A 16,721-nucleotide genomic window follows, 5' to 3' on the forward strand; every position below is an offset into this window, starting at 1 on the left:
GCGGCCCCGGCCCCCCCGTAACGTTAGGCCTCGCAGGCACATGACGATCATCCACTCGCTGCTCGATACCGACCTCTACAAATTCACGATGATGCAAGTGGTTCTGCATCATTTCCCAGCTGCACAGGTCGAATATCGGTTTCGTTGCCGAACGGCCGATGTCGATCTGGTGCCGTATGTCGATGAAATCAAGGCCGAAATCAAGGCGCTCTGTACCTTGCGATTTCGCACGGATGAACTCGACTATTTGCGCCGTCTGCGTTTTATCAAAAGCGATTTCGTCGATTTTCTTGACCTGTTTCACCTCAACGAGAAATACATCTCGGTGAGCCCTTCGCCCAAGGGCAACGGCGAAATCGATATCGTCATTACCGGGCCGTGGCTGCACACGATCTTGTTCGAAATTCCGGTGCTGGCCATCGTCAATGAAGTGTATTTCCGCAATACGCAGGCGTCGCCCGACTACGACGAAGGGCGCGAACGCTTGATCGAAAAAATCGCCCTGCTGGCGGTGCCACCCGATTACGCCGATTGCGCGATTGCCGATTACGGCACCCGGCGGCGTTTTTCCAAGCAATGGCATGAGGAAGTGATCCTCACGCTCAAGCAAAGTCTGGGCACGCAGTTCGCCGGCACCAGCAATGTCCACTACGCGATGAAACACGGGCTGCTGCCGCTGGGCACGATGGCTCATGAGTATCTACAGGCTTGCCAGGCGCTCGGCCCACGGCTGCGCGATTCGCAGGTCTACGGCTTCGAAGTCTGGGCCAAGGAGTATCGCGGCGATCTGGGTATTGCGCTGTCGGACGTGTACGGCATGAAGGCGTTCTTGCGCGACTACGACATGTATTTTTGCAAGCTGTTCGATGGGGCACGCCACGATTCCGGCGATCCGTTCGAATGGGGCGAGCAGTTGATCAGCCACTACCAGGCCAACCGCACCGATCCGCGTACCAAGGTGATGATATTCAGCGATGCGCTGGATATTCCTAAGGTCCTGCAGCTCTACGAGCGGTTTCACGGGCGCTCGCGGCTGGCCTTCGGCGTGGGCACCAACTTGACCAACGACCTGGGCTACACGCCGCTGCAGATCGTGATCAAGATGGTGCGCTGTAACGGGCAGCCCGTGGCCAAATTGTCAGATTCGCCGGGCAAGAACATGTGCGATGACGTGGCTTACCTTGCGTATCTGCGGCAGGTGTTCGAGATCGAACACGATGGCTAGGCGGCACGGAATTTTGGGCTTGTGTGATCGAGCGGCATGGTTCACAGGGTTGCTATCGTCCGCGTCGCCCCTATAATCGTCCATGCTAAAAAGATACGCATTGCTGGCCTTGCTGCTCCCCGCGGTGGCGCAGGCTGCCGACCTCGACGGCGGCTCTTTATCCGCGTGGTGGGGGCTGCCGTTTGCCGGTTTGCTGCTGTCGATCGCATTGTTGCCGCTATGCGCGCCGGCTTTCTGGCACGCGCATTTCGGCAAGGTTGCGGCGCTGTGGGCAGTGTTGCTGCTGGTGCCGCTTGCCGTGAACCTGGGCGCGGGCGTTGCATGGACCAGCTTCGTGCATGCGGTGATCGAGGAATACATCCCGTTCATTGTCTTGCTCACCGCGCTCTACACGGTTGCCGGCGGTATCTGCCTGCATGGCCACTTGCGCGCAACGCCGCGGCTGAACATCGGCATTCTGGCGCTGGGCACCTGTCTGGCTAGCGTGATGGGCACGACCGGCGCGGCAATGCTGCTGATCCGGCCATTGATCCGTGCGAACGAACACCGCCGCAGCGTGGTTCATATCGTGGTGTTTTTTATTTTTCTGGTGGCCAATGCGGGTGGGGCTTTGTCTCCGTTGGGTGACCCGCCGCTATTCCTGGGTTTCCTGCAAGGGGTCGATTTTTTCTGGACCACGCAACACCTGTTTTTACCGACCTTGTTTGTCTGCGGCGTGCTGTTGTTGCTGTTCTATGTGATAGACAGGCGCGAGTTTTCGCGCCATCCGCCGGCGGCTCGCGCGAAAGCGGTACCGCGAGTGCATTTGTCGCTAGACGGCCAAATCAACTTATTGTTGCTGGCGGCGATCGTGGCGATCGTGCTTGCCACCGGTATATGGCGATCCGGAGTGGCGTTCGCGATCGCGGGTTCGCAACTGCCGCTGGAACATGCGGTGCGCGACTTGCTGCTAGTTGCCGTGATTGCGCTTTCCCTTAAATACACGCCGCATTCGGCACGGTTGGGCAACGCATTCAATTGGGCGCCTATCGTCGAGGTGGCAAAATTATTTGCCGCGATCTTTATCACGATCGGCCCAGTGATTGCCATCCTGCGCGCGGGCGAGGCAGGCGCGTTTTCGGTTATTGTGAAGTTGGTTCAGGATCCCCACGGACAGCCCTTGGTGCCCATGTACTTCTGGGCGACCGGACTGCTTTCCTCGTTTTTGGACAATGCGCCGACTTATCTGGTGTTTTTCAATTCCGCAGGGGGCAACGCGGATCAATTGATGAGCGTCGGCGCCAGTACGCTGGCGGCGATTTCGGCCGGCGCCGTTTTTATGGGCGCCAACAGCTATATCGGCAATGCGCCGAATTTCATGGTCAAATCGATCGCTGAAGCGCGCGGCGTACCGATGCCCAGCTTCTTCGGTTATCTGCTGTGGTCGGCGGCCATCCTGGTGCCGTTATTTTTGCTGACCACAGTGCTTTTCTTTCGTGGCTAGGATTGCGCTAGCTATCTAAGTCACATATTTATTGGAGACTGGCAGTGAAACCTAAAATTCTGGTGACCCGCGCGATTTTTCCCGAAGTGGTCGAGCGGCTCAGGACCTATTTTGAGGTCGAAGATAATCCGGACGATGTGTTGTACAGCGCAGAGGAAATGGCGCGCAGGGTGTCTGATAAAGACGGCGTGATGGTGGTCGCCAGCCGCATCGGAGCGGATACGATAGCCGGCGCGCCCCGATTGCGTGTGGTCTCCAATATGGCGGTGGGCTACAACAACCTCGATATCGAGGCGATGACACGCGCGAAAATTCTTGCGACCAATACGCCCGATGTATTGAACGAAACCACCGCCGATTTTGGCTGGGCCCTGATGATGGCCACCGCGCGCCGGATCACCGAATCGGAGCACTATCTGCGCGCCGGCCAGTGGCGGTACTGGGGTTACACGCTTTTCGCGGGTTCCGACATCTATGGCTCGACCTTGGGCGTGATCGGCATGGGCCGTATCGGTCAAGCCATTGCGCGGCGCGCTCAGGGCTTCGGCATGCGCGTCGTGTACCACAACCGTTCGCGAGTAGCCGCCGACATCGAACGTGAACTGAACGCCGAATATCTGAGCCGCGAAGAGTTGATGAAACAGGCCGATCACGTGATGGTGGTGGTGCCCTATAGCCCGGCCACGCATGGCTTGATCGGCGCCGCCGAGATCGCGTTGATGAAACCGACGGCAACGCTCACCAATATCGCGCGCGGCGGTGTGGTCGACGAGATCGCATTGATCGCGGCCTTGCGCGATCACAGGATTGCAGCCGCAGGCATCGATGTCTTCGAGAACGAACCGGCATTCAAGCCTGAGTTCCTGGAGCTGAGCAACGTGGTACTCACGCCGCATATCGCCAGTGCCACGCTGGCGACGCGGTTGGCCATGGCCAACCTGGCGGCCGATAACTTGATCGCCGGGCTGGGTCTGGGGCCGCGCGCGGGCGATGCGCCCAATCCGATCAATCCGGAAGTGCTGGCGAAAAAGCAGGATAAGGGCGCTTGATGACGAACCTGGAACTGTTGTTCGGGGCCGTCGCTGTACTCGCGCTGCTGTTGGCGCTGGCCGTGTTGCTGCTTCGTGGCCAGAGCGGTGCGCGCGTGAGCGCGTTGTTGGCCGCACTGCCGGAATTGGCGAAGAGCCAGCACGACGAGCAGTTGCGCGCCGGCGAGCGGCTGGAGCGCGAGCTGCGCGGTGAAATGGCGGAAAGCGGGCGCGCGGCGCGGGCGGAAGCCACCAGCGGCCTCGCGCAATTTCAGCAGACGCTCGCGCATCAACTCACGGGCATCGCCACGCTGCAGAACGCCAAGATCGATGGCTTCGGCCACTCGCTGGGCAAGCTGACCGAAAGCAATACCACCCAGCTCGAAGCAATGCGCCACAACCTGCAACTTCAAGCCCAGACCGCGCGTGAAGAACAGGGCGGCGCGCTCAAGCGGTTTGGCGATACGCTGAACCAGCAGCTCTCGCAACTCTCCGAAAGTATCGATCGGCGCTTTAGCGAAGTGCGTGCCACGCTCGAACAAAAGCTCAAGGATATTGAAACCAACAACGCCACCAAGCTCGAAGAAATGCGGCGCACGGTCGACGAGAAGTTGCATGCGACGCTGGAGCAACGGCTGGGCGAATCTTTCAAGCTCGTGTCAGACCGGCTGGAGCAGGTGCATCGCGGCCTGGGCGAAATGCAGACGCTGGCCGCGGGTGTGGGCGATCTGAAAAAAGTGCTGACCAACGTGAAGACGCGCGGCACGTGGGGAGAGGTCCAGCTCGAAGCGCTGCTCGACCAGATGCTGACTGTCGATCAGTACGCGAAGAATGTGGCCACGGTGCCTGGCAGTAGCGAACGAGTCGAGTTCGCGATCCGTCTGCCAGGGCGGGGCAATGATCCGGTTTCGGGAGAAAGCCGGCCCGTGTGGCTACCGATCGACGCGAAATTTCCGCGTGAAGATTACGAGCGCCTGATCGTCGCGCAGGAGAACGCCGATCCCATCGCCGTTGAGGAAGCATCGCGTGCACTGGAGACGCGCATCAAGAACGAGGCGCGAACCATCCGCGACAAATATATCGCGCCACCCCATACGACCGATTTTGCGTTGCTGTACTTGCCTACCGAGGGGCTGTACGCCGAGGTGTTGCGTCGACCTGGCTTGACCGATATTTTGCAGCGCGATTACCGCGTGACGATCGCGGGACCGACCACGCTGAGCGCGTTGCTCAACAGTTTGCAGATGGGCTTCCGTACGCTCGCCATCGAACAACGTTCGAGCGAAGTATGGCAAGTGCTGGGCGCGGTTAAAACCGAATTCGGCAAGTTTGGCGATGTGCTGGCAAAAACCAAGGCCCAGCTTGAAACCGTAACGCGATCGATCGAGTTGGCGGAAACGCGTACTCGCGTGATGAATAAAAAACTGCGCGACGTGGAGGCGTTGCCCGACGAGCGAGCCACAGGCGTACTCGAGCAGCTGCTGCCAGGGGAGGAGGGCGAGTTACTGTAGCGCGAGCGCCGTGGATGCAAATTTGCTCAGCGCGTCGCCTGTCATGCGCACGATGCGCCAATCGGGCAACACGGTGGCGCCCATGCTTTGATAAAAATCGATGGCGGGCTGGTTCCAGTCGAGTACGGTCCATTCGAAACGCGCGCAGCCGCGTTCATGAGCCAGGCCTGCGAGCCGCTGTAGCAGTGCTTTGCCCACCCCCAGCCCGCGCTGGCTGGGCTGTACGTAAAGATCCTCCAGATACAGGCCGCGCTTGCCCAGGAAGGTCGAATAGTTGTGAAAAAACAGTGCATAACCCACGACCGTGCCCGAAGCGTTGTCGGCCACCAGGCATTCGGCAGCCGGGTGGGCACCGAATAAAGCCTCATGCAGGTCATGCGGGGTGGCAACAAACAGGTGGGTCAGCTTTTCGTATTCGGCCAGTTCGTGCATCAGTGCGTGAATTGCCGGCACGTCGGCGGCCGTCGCAGCGCGCAAACTGTGGGCCATCAGATTTCCTCGGGGATGTCGGACAGCGTGACCTCGATGCCGCCAAAGCGAGACGCGACCAGGTTGTAGACATGGCAAATAAACCAGAACAAGCCGAACCCCAACAGGGCATTGATCATCAGCGCACTGGGAAAGGTCAGCACGTCAACCCGGCCGTTGGCGAAATAGACGTACACGATGCCCGCCAGGATAATGGGCATGCTCACCGCCAGGTAAATCAGGATCAGTGCTTTGGCAGTCTGCAGCGGAGCGATATAGGAAATCTGTTTTTGCATAGTAGGCTCCGAAGAGCAGTGTATTGAATTCTCAAGCAGATATTGCATCGCCGATGCGATGGGGGCGTACCTGCTAGATCAGCCCGCTGAACAACATGATACTGACGGCCTCGCCGGCGGCGACGTCGCCTTGATCGTGGTCCATGACGATCAGGCAATTCGCGCGGCTCATCGAGCTGAGCATGCCTGAACCTTGGGCGCCGGTCGCATTCACCTGCCAGTGCCCCAGCGCATCGCACTGCGCGTGGGCACGCACAAATTCGCTGCGACCGGGCCGTTTGCGCAACGCTGTGACCATGCTGGCTCTCAGTAGCGGCGCGGGGTTGGGCGACGCTCCCGACATGGCGAGCAGCGCATCGCGTACGAATACGTAAAACGAAACCATGACCGCAACCGGGTTCCCGGGCAAACCAAAAAACAGCGCGCCAGGGCCCGCTTGCGGATCGGCTTCGGCGCCGCTGCCGCCAACGCCACTGCCACCGATGCGCCCGAAAGCGAACGGCCGGCCGGGCCGCATTGCCACTTTCCAGAATACTACCTCGCCCAAGCGCGCCATCAGCTCGCGCGTGTAATCGGCATCGCCCACAGAAACGCCACCCGAGGTGATCACGGCATCGGCGCATTCGGCGGCGCTGCGCAGTGCGGCTTCGAGCGCAGCGCGGTCGTCGCGCACCACGCCAAGGTCGATGACGTCGACGCCCAGGCGTTGCAACATCCCATACATCGTGTAGCGGTTGCTGTCATAAACGCAGCCGGGCGGTAACGGTTCGCCAACCGAACGCAGTTCATCCCCGGTCGAAAAAAACGCAACCCGCAGGCGCCGCCGTACCGCCACCTCGGCGTAACTGAGCGATGCCAGCAAGCCCAGGTCCGCAGGCGTCACGAGCCGTCCGGCCGGCAATGCCACGCAGCCGAGGGCGAGATCCTCGCCCGCATGACGTACGTTGCTACCAGGTTTGACGACAGCCGCGCCAAAGCGGATCAGTGCTGCGTTTGCATTACCACCCTTATCGTCGCTGCCTGCGCCGCTGTCCGCGCCGTCGTCAGCTTCGACGTATTCCTGGGCAATGACGGTATCGCACTGCGCAGGCAGCAATGCGCCTGTCATGATCCGGATGCACGTTCCAGGCGCGACGGGTGCATCGTGCGGGATACCCGCGTACGCTTGCCCCGCCACCTTGAGCGTCACGGTTTCTTTGCCGGCGAGTTCCGCTCCCGCAAACGCATAACCGTCCATCGCCGAATTTTCATGTCCCGGCACATTGAAAGGCGCAAGGACGTCATGCGCGAGCACGCGGCCCAGCGCCGCGCGCAGGGCGACCTTTTCGATGGCAGCGACCGGTGTGGCCAAATCGTTGATGATGGTCCGGGCAAGCGCGACCGGCAGCGCGTGCGGATCGTAGTCGCTCAGACAACTGGTGACAGATTGAAGCGTTTTCATCGCAAAGCGGGTAGTCGCGGAAAATGGTCGCGGCCATTCTTCCTCGTTCCGTGTACGGCATCGCGGCCGAGTCGGATCTCAAGGGAAAAAGTGCCAAGGGGAGGAAGTGACGCTCGCACAGCTAGCGTTCACCGCGCTCAAGGCCGTTCAATTCCTGCAACGAGTTGACATTGTAAAACGCGTGCTCGTCCGGGAAGCAGGCATTGACAGCGTTGTGGCGTGCGTACCACGCGCTTACCTTGCGCTCACCGCCGGCCAGGTATGCGGCGAGATCGTCGGCCAGCGCACATGCGACCAGCGCGCACGCCGGGTGCTGGCGCCGGGTTCCATCGGCGGTTTCGGTTACCGCGTAAGCCAGCAGCGCTCCGCTCGCGCTACACGCGTCTTGCAGGGCGCTGGCGAGGTTCAGCGGCACGCCGGGCACGTCGCATGGGCTGCACAGCACATAGCGAGTCGGCGCCGCCTGCAAGCCAGCCAGCAGGCCTGCGAGCGGCCCCAGCGAGGCGGCGCTGCGGTCGGTGACGACGGTCGCGCCCAACTGCCCGTATTCTTCCAGATTGCGGTTGGCACTGATCAGTAGCCCGGAGACTTGCGGGCGCAAGCGCTGCAGTACGTGGGCGGCAAGCGGCACGCCGTGCAGCAGTTGCAAGCCTTTGTCCAGGCCGCCCATGCGTGTGCCTTGGCCACCGGCGAGCACCAGGCCGGTTAGATCGCTGCGAGTCGGTGGCGCGGCGGGGACGGTCGGCATGCGCAACGCTTCAGCCACCGATGTAGGACATCTCGACGCGTTGATTGCCCGAATTTTCCGCGCCATCGTGGTCGTTATGTTCGTTGCCCGCGTCCAGCTCATCGAGCTTAAACGCGCGCAGTTCCGAATAGCGGTCGTCTCGCGCCCCCCAGATATGGGCGAGTGCGGTTTCTATGCGCGCGTCTGCGCACGACGGGGTCAGCTTGTCGTTGCGCAACAATGCGCGCAGGTCATAGCCGGAACTGGCAAACAGGCAGAGATAAAGCTTGCCCTCGGTCGACAGGCGCGCGCGTGTACAACTACCGCAAAATGACTCGGTTACGCTCGAAATCACGCCGATCTCGCCGCTACCGTCGGCGTATCGCCAGCGCCGCGCGGTTTCGCCGGGCACCTCGCTGTCGCGCCGCATGAGCGGAAATTCGGCGTGGATACGTGCGAGAACCTGCGCGGATGGCAGTACTTCGGCCATGTTCCAACCGTTTGAGGCGCCAACATCCATGTATTCGATAAAACGCAGCACCGCGCCGCTGCCTTTGAAGTAGCGTGCCATCGGCAAAATCTCGCGGTCGTTGGTGCCGTCTTTGACGACCATGTTGACTTTGAGTGGCGCCAACCCAACCGCATGGGCTGCCTCGATTCCAGCAAGCACGTCGGCAACCGGGAAATCAGCGTCGTTCATCCTCTTGAACAACGCTTCATCAAGCGCGTCCAGGCTCACCGTCACGCGTGTCAGTCCTGCATCCTTGAGCGTGCGCGCCTTGCGCGCCAGCAGCGAGCCGTTGGTGGTCAGCGTGATATCCAGGCCGCGCCCGGATGCCGTGGTCAGCCGGGCGAGCTTTTCAATCAGATGTTCGATGCTTTTACGCAATAGCGGTTCGCCGCCGGTCAGTCGAATTTTTTCGACGCCATGCGCAACGAAGATACGCGCGAGTCGCTCGATTTCTTCGAAACTCAGCAGCGACGAGTGCGGCAGAAAAACATAGTCCTTGTCGAACACTTCGCGCGGCATGCAATACACGCAGCGAAAATTGCAGCGATCGGTGACCGAGATGCGGAGATCTTTGAGCGCGCGGCCACGCACGTCGGTCAGCCTGCCTGTAGGGACGATCAACGGCCCGGAGACGTCGGGGACGACGCTACCGTATCGTAAATCGGCGACAGGAATGACTTTGGCTGACATGAGGGCTTTATCGAGCTTAGCCTGTCATTGTAACGGATAGGAGGCCAGAGGGTTTGCGCGAAAGGCTAGAACTGAGCCCATGCGCGCCCGTGCACGGGGCAAAAAAAACGGAGGAGCATAGAGCTCCTCCGTCTTGATGAGCGAAAGAATAACCTTCCGCTCAGCCGGTATTACTGCGCCGGCGTGTCGTGGTGTGCCGTTTCAACCTGCTGCATTGGCGCCGCGTCGACCGGCGGCAGTACCTTGCGCGCTCGTGGCGCACGCGGTGCGTCGGCGTGGCGTGCCGCGTCATCGGCTGCGGCCTGGAACTTGGCAGAGTCGGTGTTGACCCAAACCAGGCCAGCCGATTCCAGCATGGGCTGCAAAGCTTCGACCGAAACTTTCGCTGCCGGTACCGAGGGAGCCGGCGCGGGAACCGGCGCCGACGCTGGGGCTGTAACGACCGGAGCAGTGGCTACCGGCGCGGTAGCGACGGGTGCAGTGACGACCGGGGCAGCAGCAGTCGGGACCGGCTCGAATGTAGCGGCAGGCGCTGGTTCAGGCGTAGCCACGGGAGCGGGCGCTTGCGGCACTGCAACTGCAACGGGAGCCGGCTCCGTCACAACGGGTGCGGGCTCGGTGACCACCGGCTGTGCTGGCTTTGCCGTCACGTCTGCAGTCGGAGCAACACTGGCTTCGGCTGTCGGTGTCGGCACAACTGGCGCAAAGGCGGCGCTAGTGGCAACTTCTTCGAACTTTGCCGCTTCGGGTTGCGCAACGGTTTCGCGCTGCACTGGGGCAATAGCGTGTTCCGCATGCGTTTCCACCGGAGCGGTCGCAGCGATGCGCTCTTCTGCGACGGGTGCGGCAGGAGCTGCCGCCGGTGCCGTCGGAATTGCCGGCGTTACGGCGATCGGCTCATTTGCCACATGGTCTGCCACATTAACGGCCGGGGCCGAATGCAACAAGGGGCTGATCGCGCTGGCCGACACACTTTCGCTAACGGGCGCCGGGCTTTCGGTCTGCGAGATCGCTTCATCGCCTTCGGATTGAATCGAGCCTTCTGCACCGGCTACTGCGCTTTCTTCACGATCGCGACGGCCACCACGGCGGCCACGCCGACGCCGACGACGCTCATCGCCTTCACGCTGTCCGGCTTCGTCCGCACTCAACCCCGCGGTACCGCCAATAACGGCGCGTTCCGGGTCCGTGAGCTTCGGTTCCACGCCTTCGGGCGCGCTTTCCACCGACAGATTGACGGTTTCGGCTACGACTTCCGCAGGTTTGCGCTCGCGGCGTTCGCCACGCTCGCCGCGTTCAGCGCGCTGACGCGGCTCTGGACGCTCGGCGCGCACCTCGTTGCCCGATTCGACACGCTCGGCTTGCCGGTCACGACCGCCGCGGGTTTCGTTGCGACCTTCTGCGCGTGCGCCGTCGCGGGTGGTGTCACGGCTAGGCTCGCGGCTAACGTCGCGGCCGGCTTCGCGTTCTTGACGCGGTTGGCCATTGGCCGCGCGCGGGGCCGAGCCCTCGCGCGGACCAGACCCACCGCGATTGCCGTTACGACCACCGCGGCCGCCGCGTTCGGAGCGTTCACCACGCTCGCTCGTGCGTTCACGTGCGGGGGCAGCCGGAGCGACCACTTTCGCGGGCGCGGCTTCCTCGGTAACCGGTGCGCCGCCAAACAGACTCTTGAGCCAGCCGAAAAAGCCGCCGGAGGCCACAGCAACGGCGGGCGCCGCGGGCGCAACCGGACGCGGAGTGGCGGTGGGTGCCGGGCGGTCCGGCGTAATGCCTTTCACCGCAGCTTCCTGCTTGGGCTTCACTTCTTCGGTACGCTTACTGTAACCGGAGTCCGCTTCCAATTCCTGAGCCGCTTCCTGCGCCATTTTCCAGCTGGCGGTCGGTTCGTCCAGGCGGGGATCGTCGTGGCGCAGACGCTCCAGCTTGTAGTGCGGTGTTTCGAGGTGCTTGTTCGGGATCAGCAGGACGTTGACCTTGAAACGCGTCTCGATCTTGTTGATTTCCTGGCGTTTTTCATTGAGCAGGAAGGCGGCCACTTCGACCGGCACCTGGCAATGAATCGCCGCGGTGTGTTCCTTCATCGCTTCTTCCTGGATGATGCGCAGGACTTGCAATGCGGACGATTCGGTATCGCGGATGTGGCCGGTGCCGTTACAGCGCGGGCAGGTGATATGGCTGCCTTCGGAGAGCGACGGACGCAGACGCTGGCGCGACAGTTCCATCAAGCCGAAGCGCGAGATCTTGCCCATCTGCACGCGAGCGCGGTCGTACTTGAGCGCGTCTTTCAGGCGCTGTTCGACTTCACGCTGGCTCTTCGGCGATTCCATATCGATGAAGTCGATGACGATCAGGCCGCCCAAGTCGCGCAGGCGCAACTGGCGAGCCACTTCGTCGGCGGCTTCCAGGTTGGTGCGAGTGGCGGTTTCCTCGATGTCGGCGCCTTTGGTCGAGCGCGCCGAGTTGACGTCGATCGAAACCAGCGCTTCGGTATGGTCGATCACGATGGCGCCGCCCGACGGCAGCGGCACGGTGCGCGAATAAGCGGTTTCAATCTGGTGCTCGATCTGGAAGCGCGAAAACAGCGGCACATCGTCGTGGTACCGCTTGACCTTGTGCATGTTGTCCGGCATCACCACGCTCATGAACGCGCGTGCCTGCTCTTCGATTTCCTCGGTATCGATCAGGATTTCGCCGATATCGGGCTGGAAGTAGTCGCGTATCGCGCGGATCACCAGGCTCGACTCGAGATAAATCAGCAGCGGGCCGCGCGTAGAGCCGGAGGCTTCTTCGATGGCGCGCCACAATTGCATCAGGTAATTCAAGTCCCATTGCAATTCCTCGGCACTACGTCCGATTCCGGCGGTGCGGGCGATGATGCTCATGCCGTCCGGCAATTCGAGCTGTGCCATGGTTTCGCGCAGTTCCTGACGCTCGTCGCCCTCAATGCGGCGCGAAACGCCGCCGCCGCGAGGATTGTTGGGCATCAGTACCAGGTAGCGGCCAGCCAGCGAAATAAAGGTAGTGAGTGCAGCGCCTTTATTGCCGCGTTCTTCTTTCTCGACCTGGACGATCAGCTCCTGGCCTTCGCGCAGCGCATCCTGGATGCGTGCCGAACGTGCGTCGACGCCGTCCTTGAAATACTGGCGGGCGACTTCCTTGAACGGCAGAAATCCATGGCGATCTTCGCCATAGTTGACGAAACAGGCTTCGAGCGAGGGCTCGATGCGCGTTACGACGCCTTTGTAAATGTTGCCTTTACGCTGTTCGCGACCGGCGGTTTCAATATCGATGTCGATTAGCTTTTGGCCATCGACGATGGCGACGCGCAGTTCTTCCTGCTGCGTCGCATTAAATAACATGCGTTTCATTAAACGGCTCCAGAGCGGCTGGGCCGGCCCGAAATCAGCAGCGCCGCAAGGCGCAGGCAAGCATCGGGACGACGGCACGCCACGCTTTTGTTGTCACAAAAGTTGTCACAAAACACGCTGGGCTGGAATTCGGGCGGGAGAATTGCCTGGGGCGCTCGCTTCACGATGTGACCGTGAAAACGATGCCAGGGCACATGCAAAGGGCGCGCGGCATATCACACCGGGGACAGGCGGAAACCGCCCCTGATTGACGGGTTGCGTATCAACGCAAGCCGCGCCCCTCCGGGAGTGTCAATGGAACCGGGCCGCTATGTGCGTGGGGTTTTCCGTGACGTGTCTCAATCTGTTGTGGTGCTGCCAGCTTTCAATCTTGACAGGTAGCGCGCTTCTCGCGGCTCGTCTGTAAAGATATCTGGCTCGATACCGGTCGTCTTTGCAATTGAGCCAGCCGGATGGAAACGGCCCAGTGCGCAAAGCGTGCCGTGGGCTATTACCAATATTGAGGGCTGGCCGTAAAAAATTCTTTTTAGCCTGAATCCCGTCGCCTTTTCGAGACCCTGTCTCAGCCGAACGCGCCTCTGGGCGTCGTCCCTGCCTGCATGAATCTCGTGCGTGCAACGTGTTGCTCTAATTCTCCGGTGAGCAACTGACCCGGGGCGCAAGTAGAATAGCGGTTTGTCGCTCGCGCCAGACATGCGCGTACCGCGCGCCTGATTCAGGCTCTGCGGAACACACTGCTGGGGCAAATTATATGCAGAATGAATGAGTTAGGCAAAATATCCCCACAACGTACGTCCGCGGACCAGGTTTCCATGGTTGAGATCGGCGACGAATCGGCGGGGCAGAGAATCGATAATTTCCTCTTGCGCGCCTGTAAAGGCGTGCCGAAGAGCCATATCTACCGCATCCTGCGTAGCGGCGAGGTGCGTGTCAACAAAGGCCGGATCGGCGCGGACTATCGTTTACAACTAGGCGATCAGGTGCGCATACCGCCGATCCGGGTGGCGCAAAAAGACGAGACGGCGCGCGGTACGATTGTGCCGCCGGCGTCTTTTCCAGTGTTGTTTGAAGACGACCATTTGCTGGTGATCGACAAGCCGGCCGGCGTGGCTGTGCACGGAGGAAGTGGGGTCAGCTTCGGCGTTATCGAACAATTGCGTCAGGCGCGTCCCGAGGCGAAATTCCTCGAATTGGTGCATCGGCTTGATCGCGAAACCTCAGGCGTGCTGATGCTGGCGAAAAAACGGGCCGCGTTGGTCGGGCTGCATGAGCAAATTCGCGAAAACCGGATGGACAAGCGCTATCAGGCTTGTGTGTCCGGGACATGGACCGATCAGCGGCGTATCGTCAAGGCACCGCTGTTCAAATACCTGACTGGCGACGGCGAGCGCCGGGTGCGGGTGCAGGAAGAGGGGCAAGCCGCCCATACGGTGTTCAATTTATTGGAACGCTATGACGGTTACGCCCTGGTGGAAGCCGAACTCAAGACGGGCCGAACTCACCAGATCCGGGTCCACCTGGCGCATTTGGGCACGCCGATTATCGGTGACGACAAATATGGCGATTTCGCCTTCAACCGCGAACTTGCCCGCCCCGGCGCCAATCCGCAGTTCAAGCGGATGTTTCTACACGCTTACCGGCTCACGTTGGCGCACCCGGCGACGGGTGCGCCGCTGACGGTGCACGCGCCTTTGCCGGCCGACTGCGAGCGATTTCTGCAGCAGCTCCGTATGCGAACTCCGCAAAATCCGAAAAAAGGCTAAGGCTACATGGCTCAACAAAATTTTGATTTGATCGTATTCGACTGGGATGGCACGTTGATGAATTCGACGGTGCACATCACGCGCAGCATCCAGGCCGCTTGCCGAGACCTCGGCTTGCCGGTGCCGGACGATATTTCCGCCAGCTACGTAATCGGTCTGGGCCTGCGCGACGCGCTGGAGATTGCGGTGCCGACGCTCAAGCCGGAGGATTATCCGAAGCTCACCGAACGCTATCGTGTTCATTACTTGGCGGGCGACCGCACGACCGAGCTGTTCGTCGGAGTGCGCGAAATGCTGACCGATCTGCGCGAGTCGGGCTATTTTCTCGCCGTGGCGACCGGTAAAAGCCGCGTAGGCCTGAATCGGGCGCTGGACGCAGTACGATTGACGGGCATGTTCGATGCGACGCGTTGCGCCGATGAAACATTTTCGAAGCCGAATCCGGCGATGCTGCATGAGTTGACTCGCGAGCTGGGGCAGGATCTGCGCCGTACGGTGATGATCGGCGATACCACGCATGACCTGCAAATGGCGGTGAACGCGGGTGCGGCTGCGGTTGCGGTCACTTATGGCGCTCATCCGGTCGATGCGTTGCTCGCGCTCGAACCGCGCTTTTGCGCGAACAACGTGGGCGAGCTGGCGGCTTGGTTGCGGCAAAACGCCTGAGGTTGCCCGAGATAGCCGGACGGGCGGCACAAAGCAGGCACAACTTCGATACTGACTCAAGCTGGAGCTGGAATGGATGCAGTACCGGTATGTGCATCGGAAACACTGCTCGACGGCGGCCTTGCTGTTCGTTTGAAAGCGCGGTGCTATGGTCGCGACGCCAGCGTATTTTTTGTGCGCTTTCGTGGCGTGGCCTATGGCTACCTGAACCAGTGCGCGCACGTACCCACCGAACTCGATTGGAACGAAGGGCAGTTTTTCGAACCGTCGGGCCTATACTTGATGTGCGCCATGCATGGCGCGATTTATGCTCCCGATACCGGCTATTGCGTGCAGGGGCCGTGCCGCGGCGGTCGACTACGGGCTTTGCAAGTGGAAGAGCGCGACACGCCCGACGGGCGGCGAGTGTTCTGGCTACCGCAAGCCCCAGTGCTGCCGCCCGAGCCTGACGCAATGCCTTTGGACTCTCCCTCTTCTTTGTGAAAAATAAGCGATGTCAGATCAATTGACCCCCGAAACGCCTCCTAAAGCCGAGCGTGCGCCAGTTGCCGCCGCTGGCGAGCCTGGCTGGGAACGTGCTGCGCTCGAACGCATTGCGCTTGCGTCCATCAACGAACAGCGTGCTGGACGGCGCTGGAGAATCTTCTTTCGCTTCGCCTTTTTGGCTGCGCTCGCTGTGATCGCCTGGGGCATCTTCAATCTTGGCGGCGCCGGCACTGCCGCTACCAGTGGGCGCCACACCGCAGTGGTGACGCTCAATGGCGAGATTTCCTCGGGCGGCCAGGCAAGTGCCGATAATATCAACACCGCACTCGATGCCGCGTTCGAAGATACCGATACCGTGGGTGTGGTGCTCGAGATCAACAGCCCCGGCGGCAGTCCCGTGCAGGCTGGCATGATCTACAACGAGATCAAGCGCTTGCGTGCCAAATACCCGGCTAAACCGCTTTACGTCGTGGTTGACGATATGTGCGCGTCGGGTGGGTATTACGTAGCGGCGGCCGCCGACAAGATTTACGTCGACCATGCCAGCATCGTCGGCTCGATCGGCGTGCTGATGGACGGTTTCGGGTTTACCGGCCTGATGGATAAGCTCGGCATCGAGCGGCGTTTGTATACGGCAGGCGAGAATAAGGGTTTGTTCGATCCGTTTTCACCGGAAACCGATGCAGCCAAGCAACATGCCAACGACATGCTGGCTCAGATTCACGCTCAGTTCATCGATGCGGTCAAGCGGGGTCGTGGCGCACGCCTGAAGGAAACGCCGGATATTTTCTCGGGCCTGTTCTGGACCGGCCAGCAAAGTGTCGAGCTCGGTTTGGCGGATGGTTTTGGCGACACGGCCTATGTGGCGCGCGATGTGATCAAGGCGGAAGACTTGGTTGACTACACGGTGAAAGAGAATTTCGCCGACCGCGTGGCGCATAAGTTCGGCGCATCGATTGGTGAGGCTGCAGTTCACACGTTGCTGCTTGGCGGTTTCAAACTGCAGTAAAAAACGATATGGCGGCGCGCTCGTAACCGGGCGCGACTAGCCCGAG

General features: G+C 60.9%; 15 protein-coding genes. 8 read left to right on the top strand and 7 right to left on the bottom strand.

Annotated elements, in window-relative coordinates:
* Positions 1 to 40 precede the first annotated feature (40 nt).
* The 4 genes from pncB to GSQ77_RS08905 all read left to right on the top strand — a co-directional run bounded on the left by pncB (position 41) and on the right by GSQ77_RS08905 (position 5,247).
* Entirely contained in the window at positions 41 to 1,225 is a 1,185-nt protein-coding gene (gene pncB, locus GSQ77_RS08890) for a nicotinate phosphoribosyltransferase (RefSeq protein WP_158901166.1), read from the top strand.
* An 82-nt stretch (positions 1,226 to 1,307) separates the two neighbouring features.
* Positions 1,308 to 2,708: a sodium:proton antiporter gene (locus GSQ77_RS08895; protein ID WP_158901168.1), complete on the top strand. Its 1,401-nt coding sequence runs from the start codon at positions 1,308 to 1,310 to the stop codon at positions 2,706 to 2,708.
* 44 nt (positions 2,709 to 2,752) lie between these two features.
* On the top strand, positions 2,753 to 3,757 hold the full coding sequence (locus tag GSQ77_RS08900) for a D-glycerate dehydrogenase (protein WP_158901183.1): 1,005 nt from the start codon (positions 2,753 to 2,755) through the stop codon (positions 3,755 to 3,757).
* Complete coding sequence (locus GSQ77_RS08905) at positions 3,757 to 5,247, top strand: DNA recombination protein RmuC (RefSeq protein WP_158901185.1); 1,491 nt, start codon at positions 3,757 to 3,759, stop codon at positions 5,245 to 5,247. The genes GSQ77_RS08900 and GSQ77_RS08905 overlap by 1 nt, the downstream gene beginning before the upstream one ends.
* Here GSQ77_RS08905 and GSQ77_RS08910 read toward each other — a convergent pair.
* The 7 genes from GSQ77_RS08910 to GSQ77_RS08935 form a co-directional block, all read right to left on the bottom strand.
* On the bottom strand, positions 5,239 to 5,736 hold the full coding sequence (locus GSQ77_RS08910) for a GNAT family N-acetyltransferase (protein WP_158901187.1): 498 nt from the start codon (positions 5,734 to 5,736) through the stop codon (positions 5,239 to 5,241). The two genes, GSQ77_RS08905 and GSQ77_RS08910, sit on opposite strands and share 9 nt — an antisense overlap.
* On the bottom strand, positions 5,736 to 6,011 hold the full coding sequence (locus tag GSQ77_RS08915; protein WP_158901189.1) for a hypothetical protein: 276 nt from the start codon (positions 6,009 to 6,011) through the stop codon (positions 5,736 to 5,738). The genes GSQ77_RS08910 and GSQ77_RS08915 overlap by 1 nt, the downstream gene beginning before the upstream one ends.
* A 73-nt stretch (positions 6,012 to 6,084) precedes the next feature.
* Positions 6,085 to 7,452, bottom strand: a complete 1,368-nt coding sequence (glp, locus tag GSQ77_RS08920; protein WP_158901191.1) for a gephyrin-like molybdotransferase Glp — start codon at positions 7,450 to 7,452, stop codon at positions 6,085 to 6,087.
* Positions 7,453 to 7,573: 121 nt separating this feature from the next.
* On the bottom strand, positions 7,574 to 8,122 hold the full coding sequence (gene mobA, locus GSQ77_RS08925; protein WP_367889664.1) for a molybdenum cofactor guanylyltransferase MobA: 549 nt from the start codon (positions 8,120 to 8,122) through the stop codon (positions 7,574 to 7,576).
* Positions 8,123 to 8,157: 35 nt separating this feature from the next.
* Positions 8,158 to 8,214 carry a hypothetical protein gene (locus tag GSQ77_RS29935; RefSeq protein ID WP_367889665.1) on the bottom strand — a complete coding sequence of 19 codons (57 nt, stop codon included), beginning with the start codon at positions 8,212 to 8,214 and terminating at the stop codon, positions 8,158 to 8,160.
* Positions 8,211 to 9,380, bottom strand: a complete 1,170-nt coding sequence (gene moaA / locus GSQ77_RS08930; protein ID WP_158901195.1) for a GTP 3',8-cyclase MoaA — start codon at positions 9,378 to 9,380, stop codon at positions 8,211 to 8,213. The genes GSQ77_RS29935 and moaA overlap by 4 nt, the downstream gene beginning before the upstream one ends.
* 170 nt (positions 9,381 to 9,550) lie before the next feature.
* Positions 9,551 to 12,751, bottom strand: coding sequence for an Rne/Rng family ribonuclease (locus GSQ77_RS08935; protein ID WP_158901197.1), 3,201 nt, complete (start codon positions 12,749 to 12,751; stop codon positions 9,551 to 9,553).
* A gap of 758 nt (positions 12,752 to 13,509) precedes the next feature.
* Here GSQ77_RS08935 and rluC point away from each other — a divergent pair.
* The 4 genes from rluC to GSQ77_RS08955 all read left to right on the top strand — a co-directional run bounded on the left by rluC (position 13,510) and on the right by GSQ77_RS08955 (position 16,675).
* Positions 13,510 to 14,514 carry a 23S rRNA pseudouridine(955/2504/2580) synthase RluC gene (gene rluC / locus GSQ77_RS08940; protein WP_158901199.1) on the top strand — a complete coding sequence of 335 codons (1,005 nt, stop codon included), beginning with the start codon at positions 13,510 to 13,512 and terminating at the stop codon, positions 14,512 to 14,514.
* 6 nt (positions 14,515 to 14,520) lie between these two features.
* Positions 14,521 to 15,180, top strand: a complete 660-nt coding sequence (locus tag GSQ77_RS08945) for an HAD-IA family hydrolase (RefSeq protein ID WP_158901201.1) — start codon at positions 14,521 to 14,523, stop codon at positions 15,178 to 15,180.
* 72 nt (positions 15,181 to 15,252) lie between these two features.
* The gene (locus GSQ77_RS08950) at positions 15,253 to 15,663 is read left to right on the top strand and encodes a Rieske 2Fe-2S domain-containing protein (RefSeq protein ID WP_158901203.1); all 411 of its coding nucleotides are present in this window, start codon (positions 15,253 to 15,255) and stop codon (positions 15,661 to 15,663) included.
* A 10-nt stretch (positions 15,664 to 15,673) separates the two neighbouring features.
* Positions 15,674 to 16,675, top strand: a complete 1,002-nt coding sequence (locus GSQ77_RS08955) for a S49 family peptidase (RefSeq protein ID WP_158901205.1) — start codon at positions 15,674 to 15,676, stop codon at positions 16,673 to 16,675.
* Positions 16,676 to 16,721 lie beyond the last annotated feature (46 nt).

Source organism: Burkholderia sp. L27(2015) (assembly GCF_009765705.1).
Taxonomy (GTDB): domain Bacteria; phylum Pseudomonadota; class Gammaproteobacteria; order Burkholderiales; family Burkholderiaceae; genus LMUX01.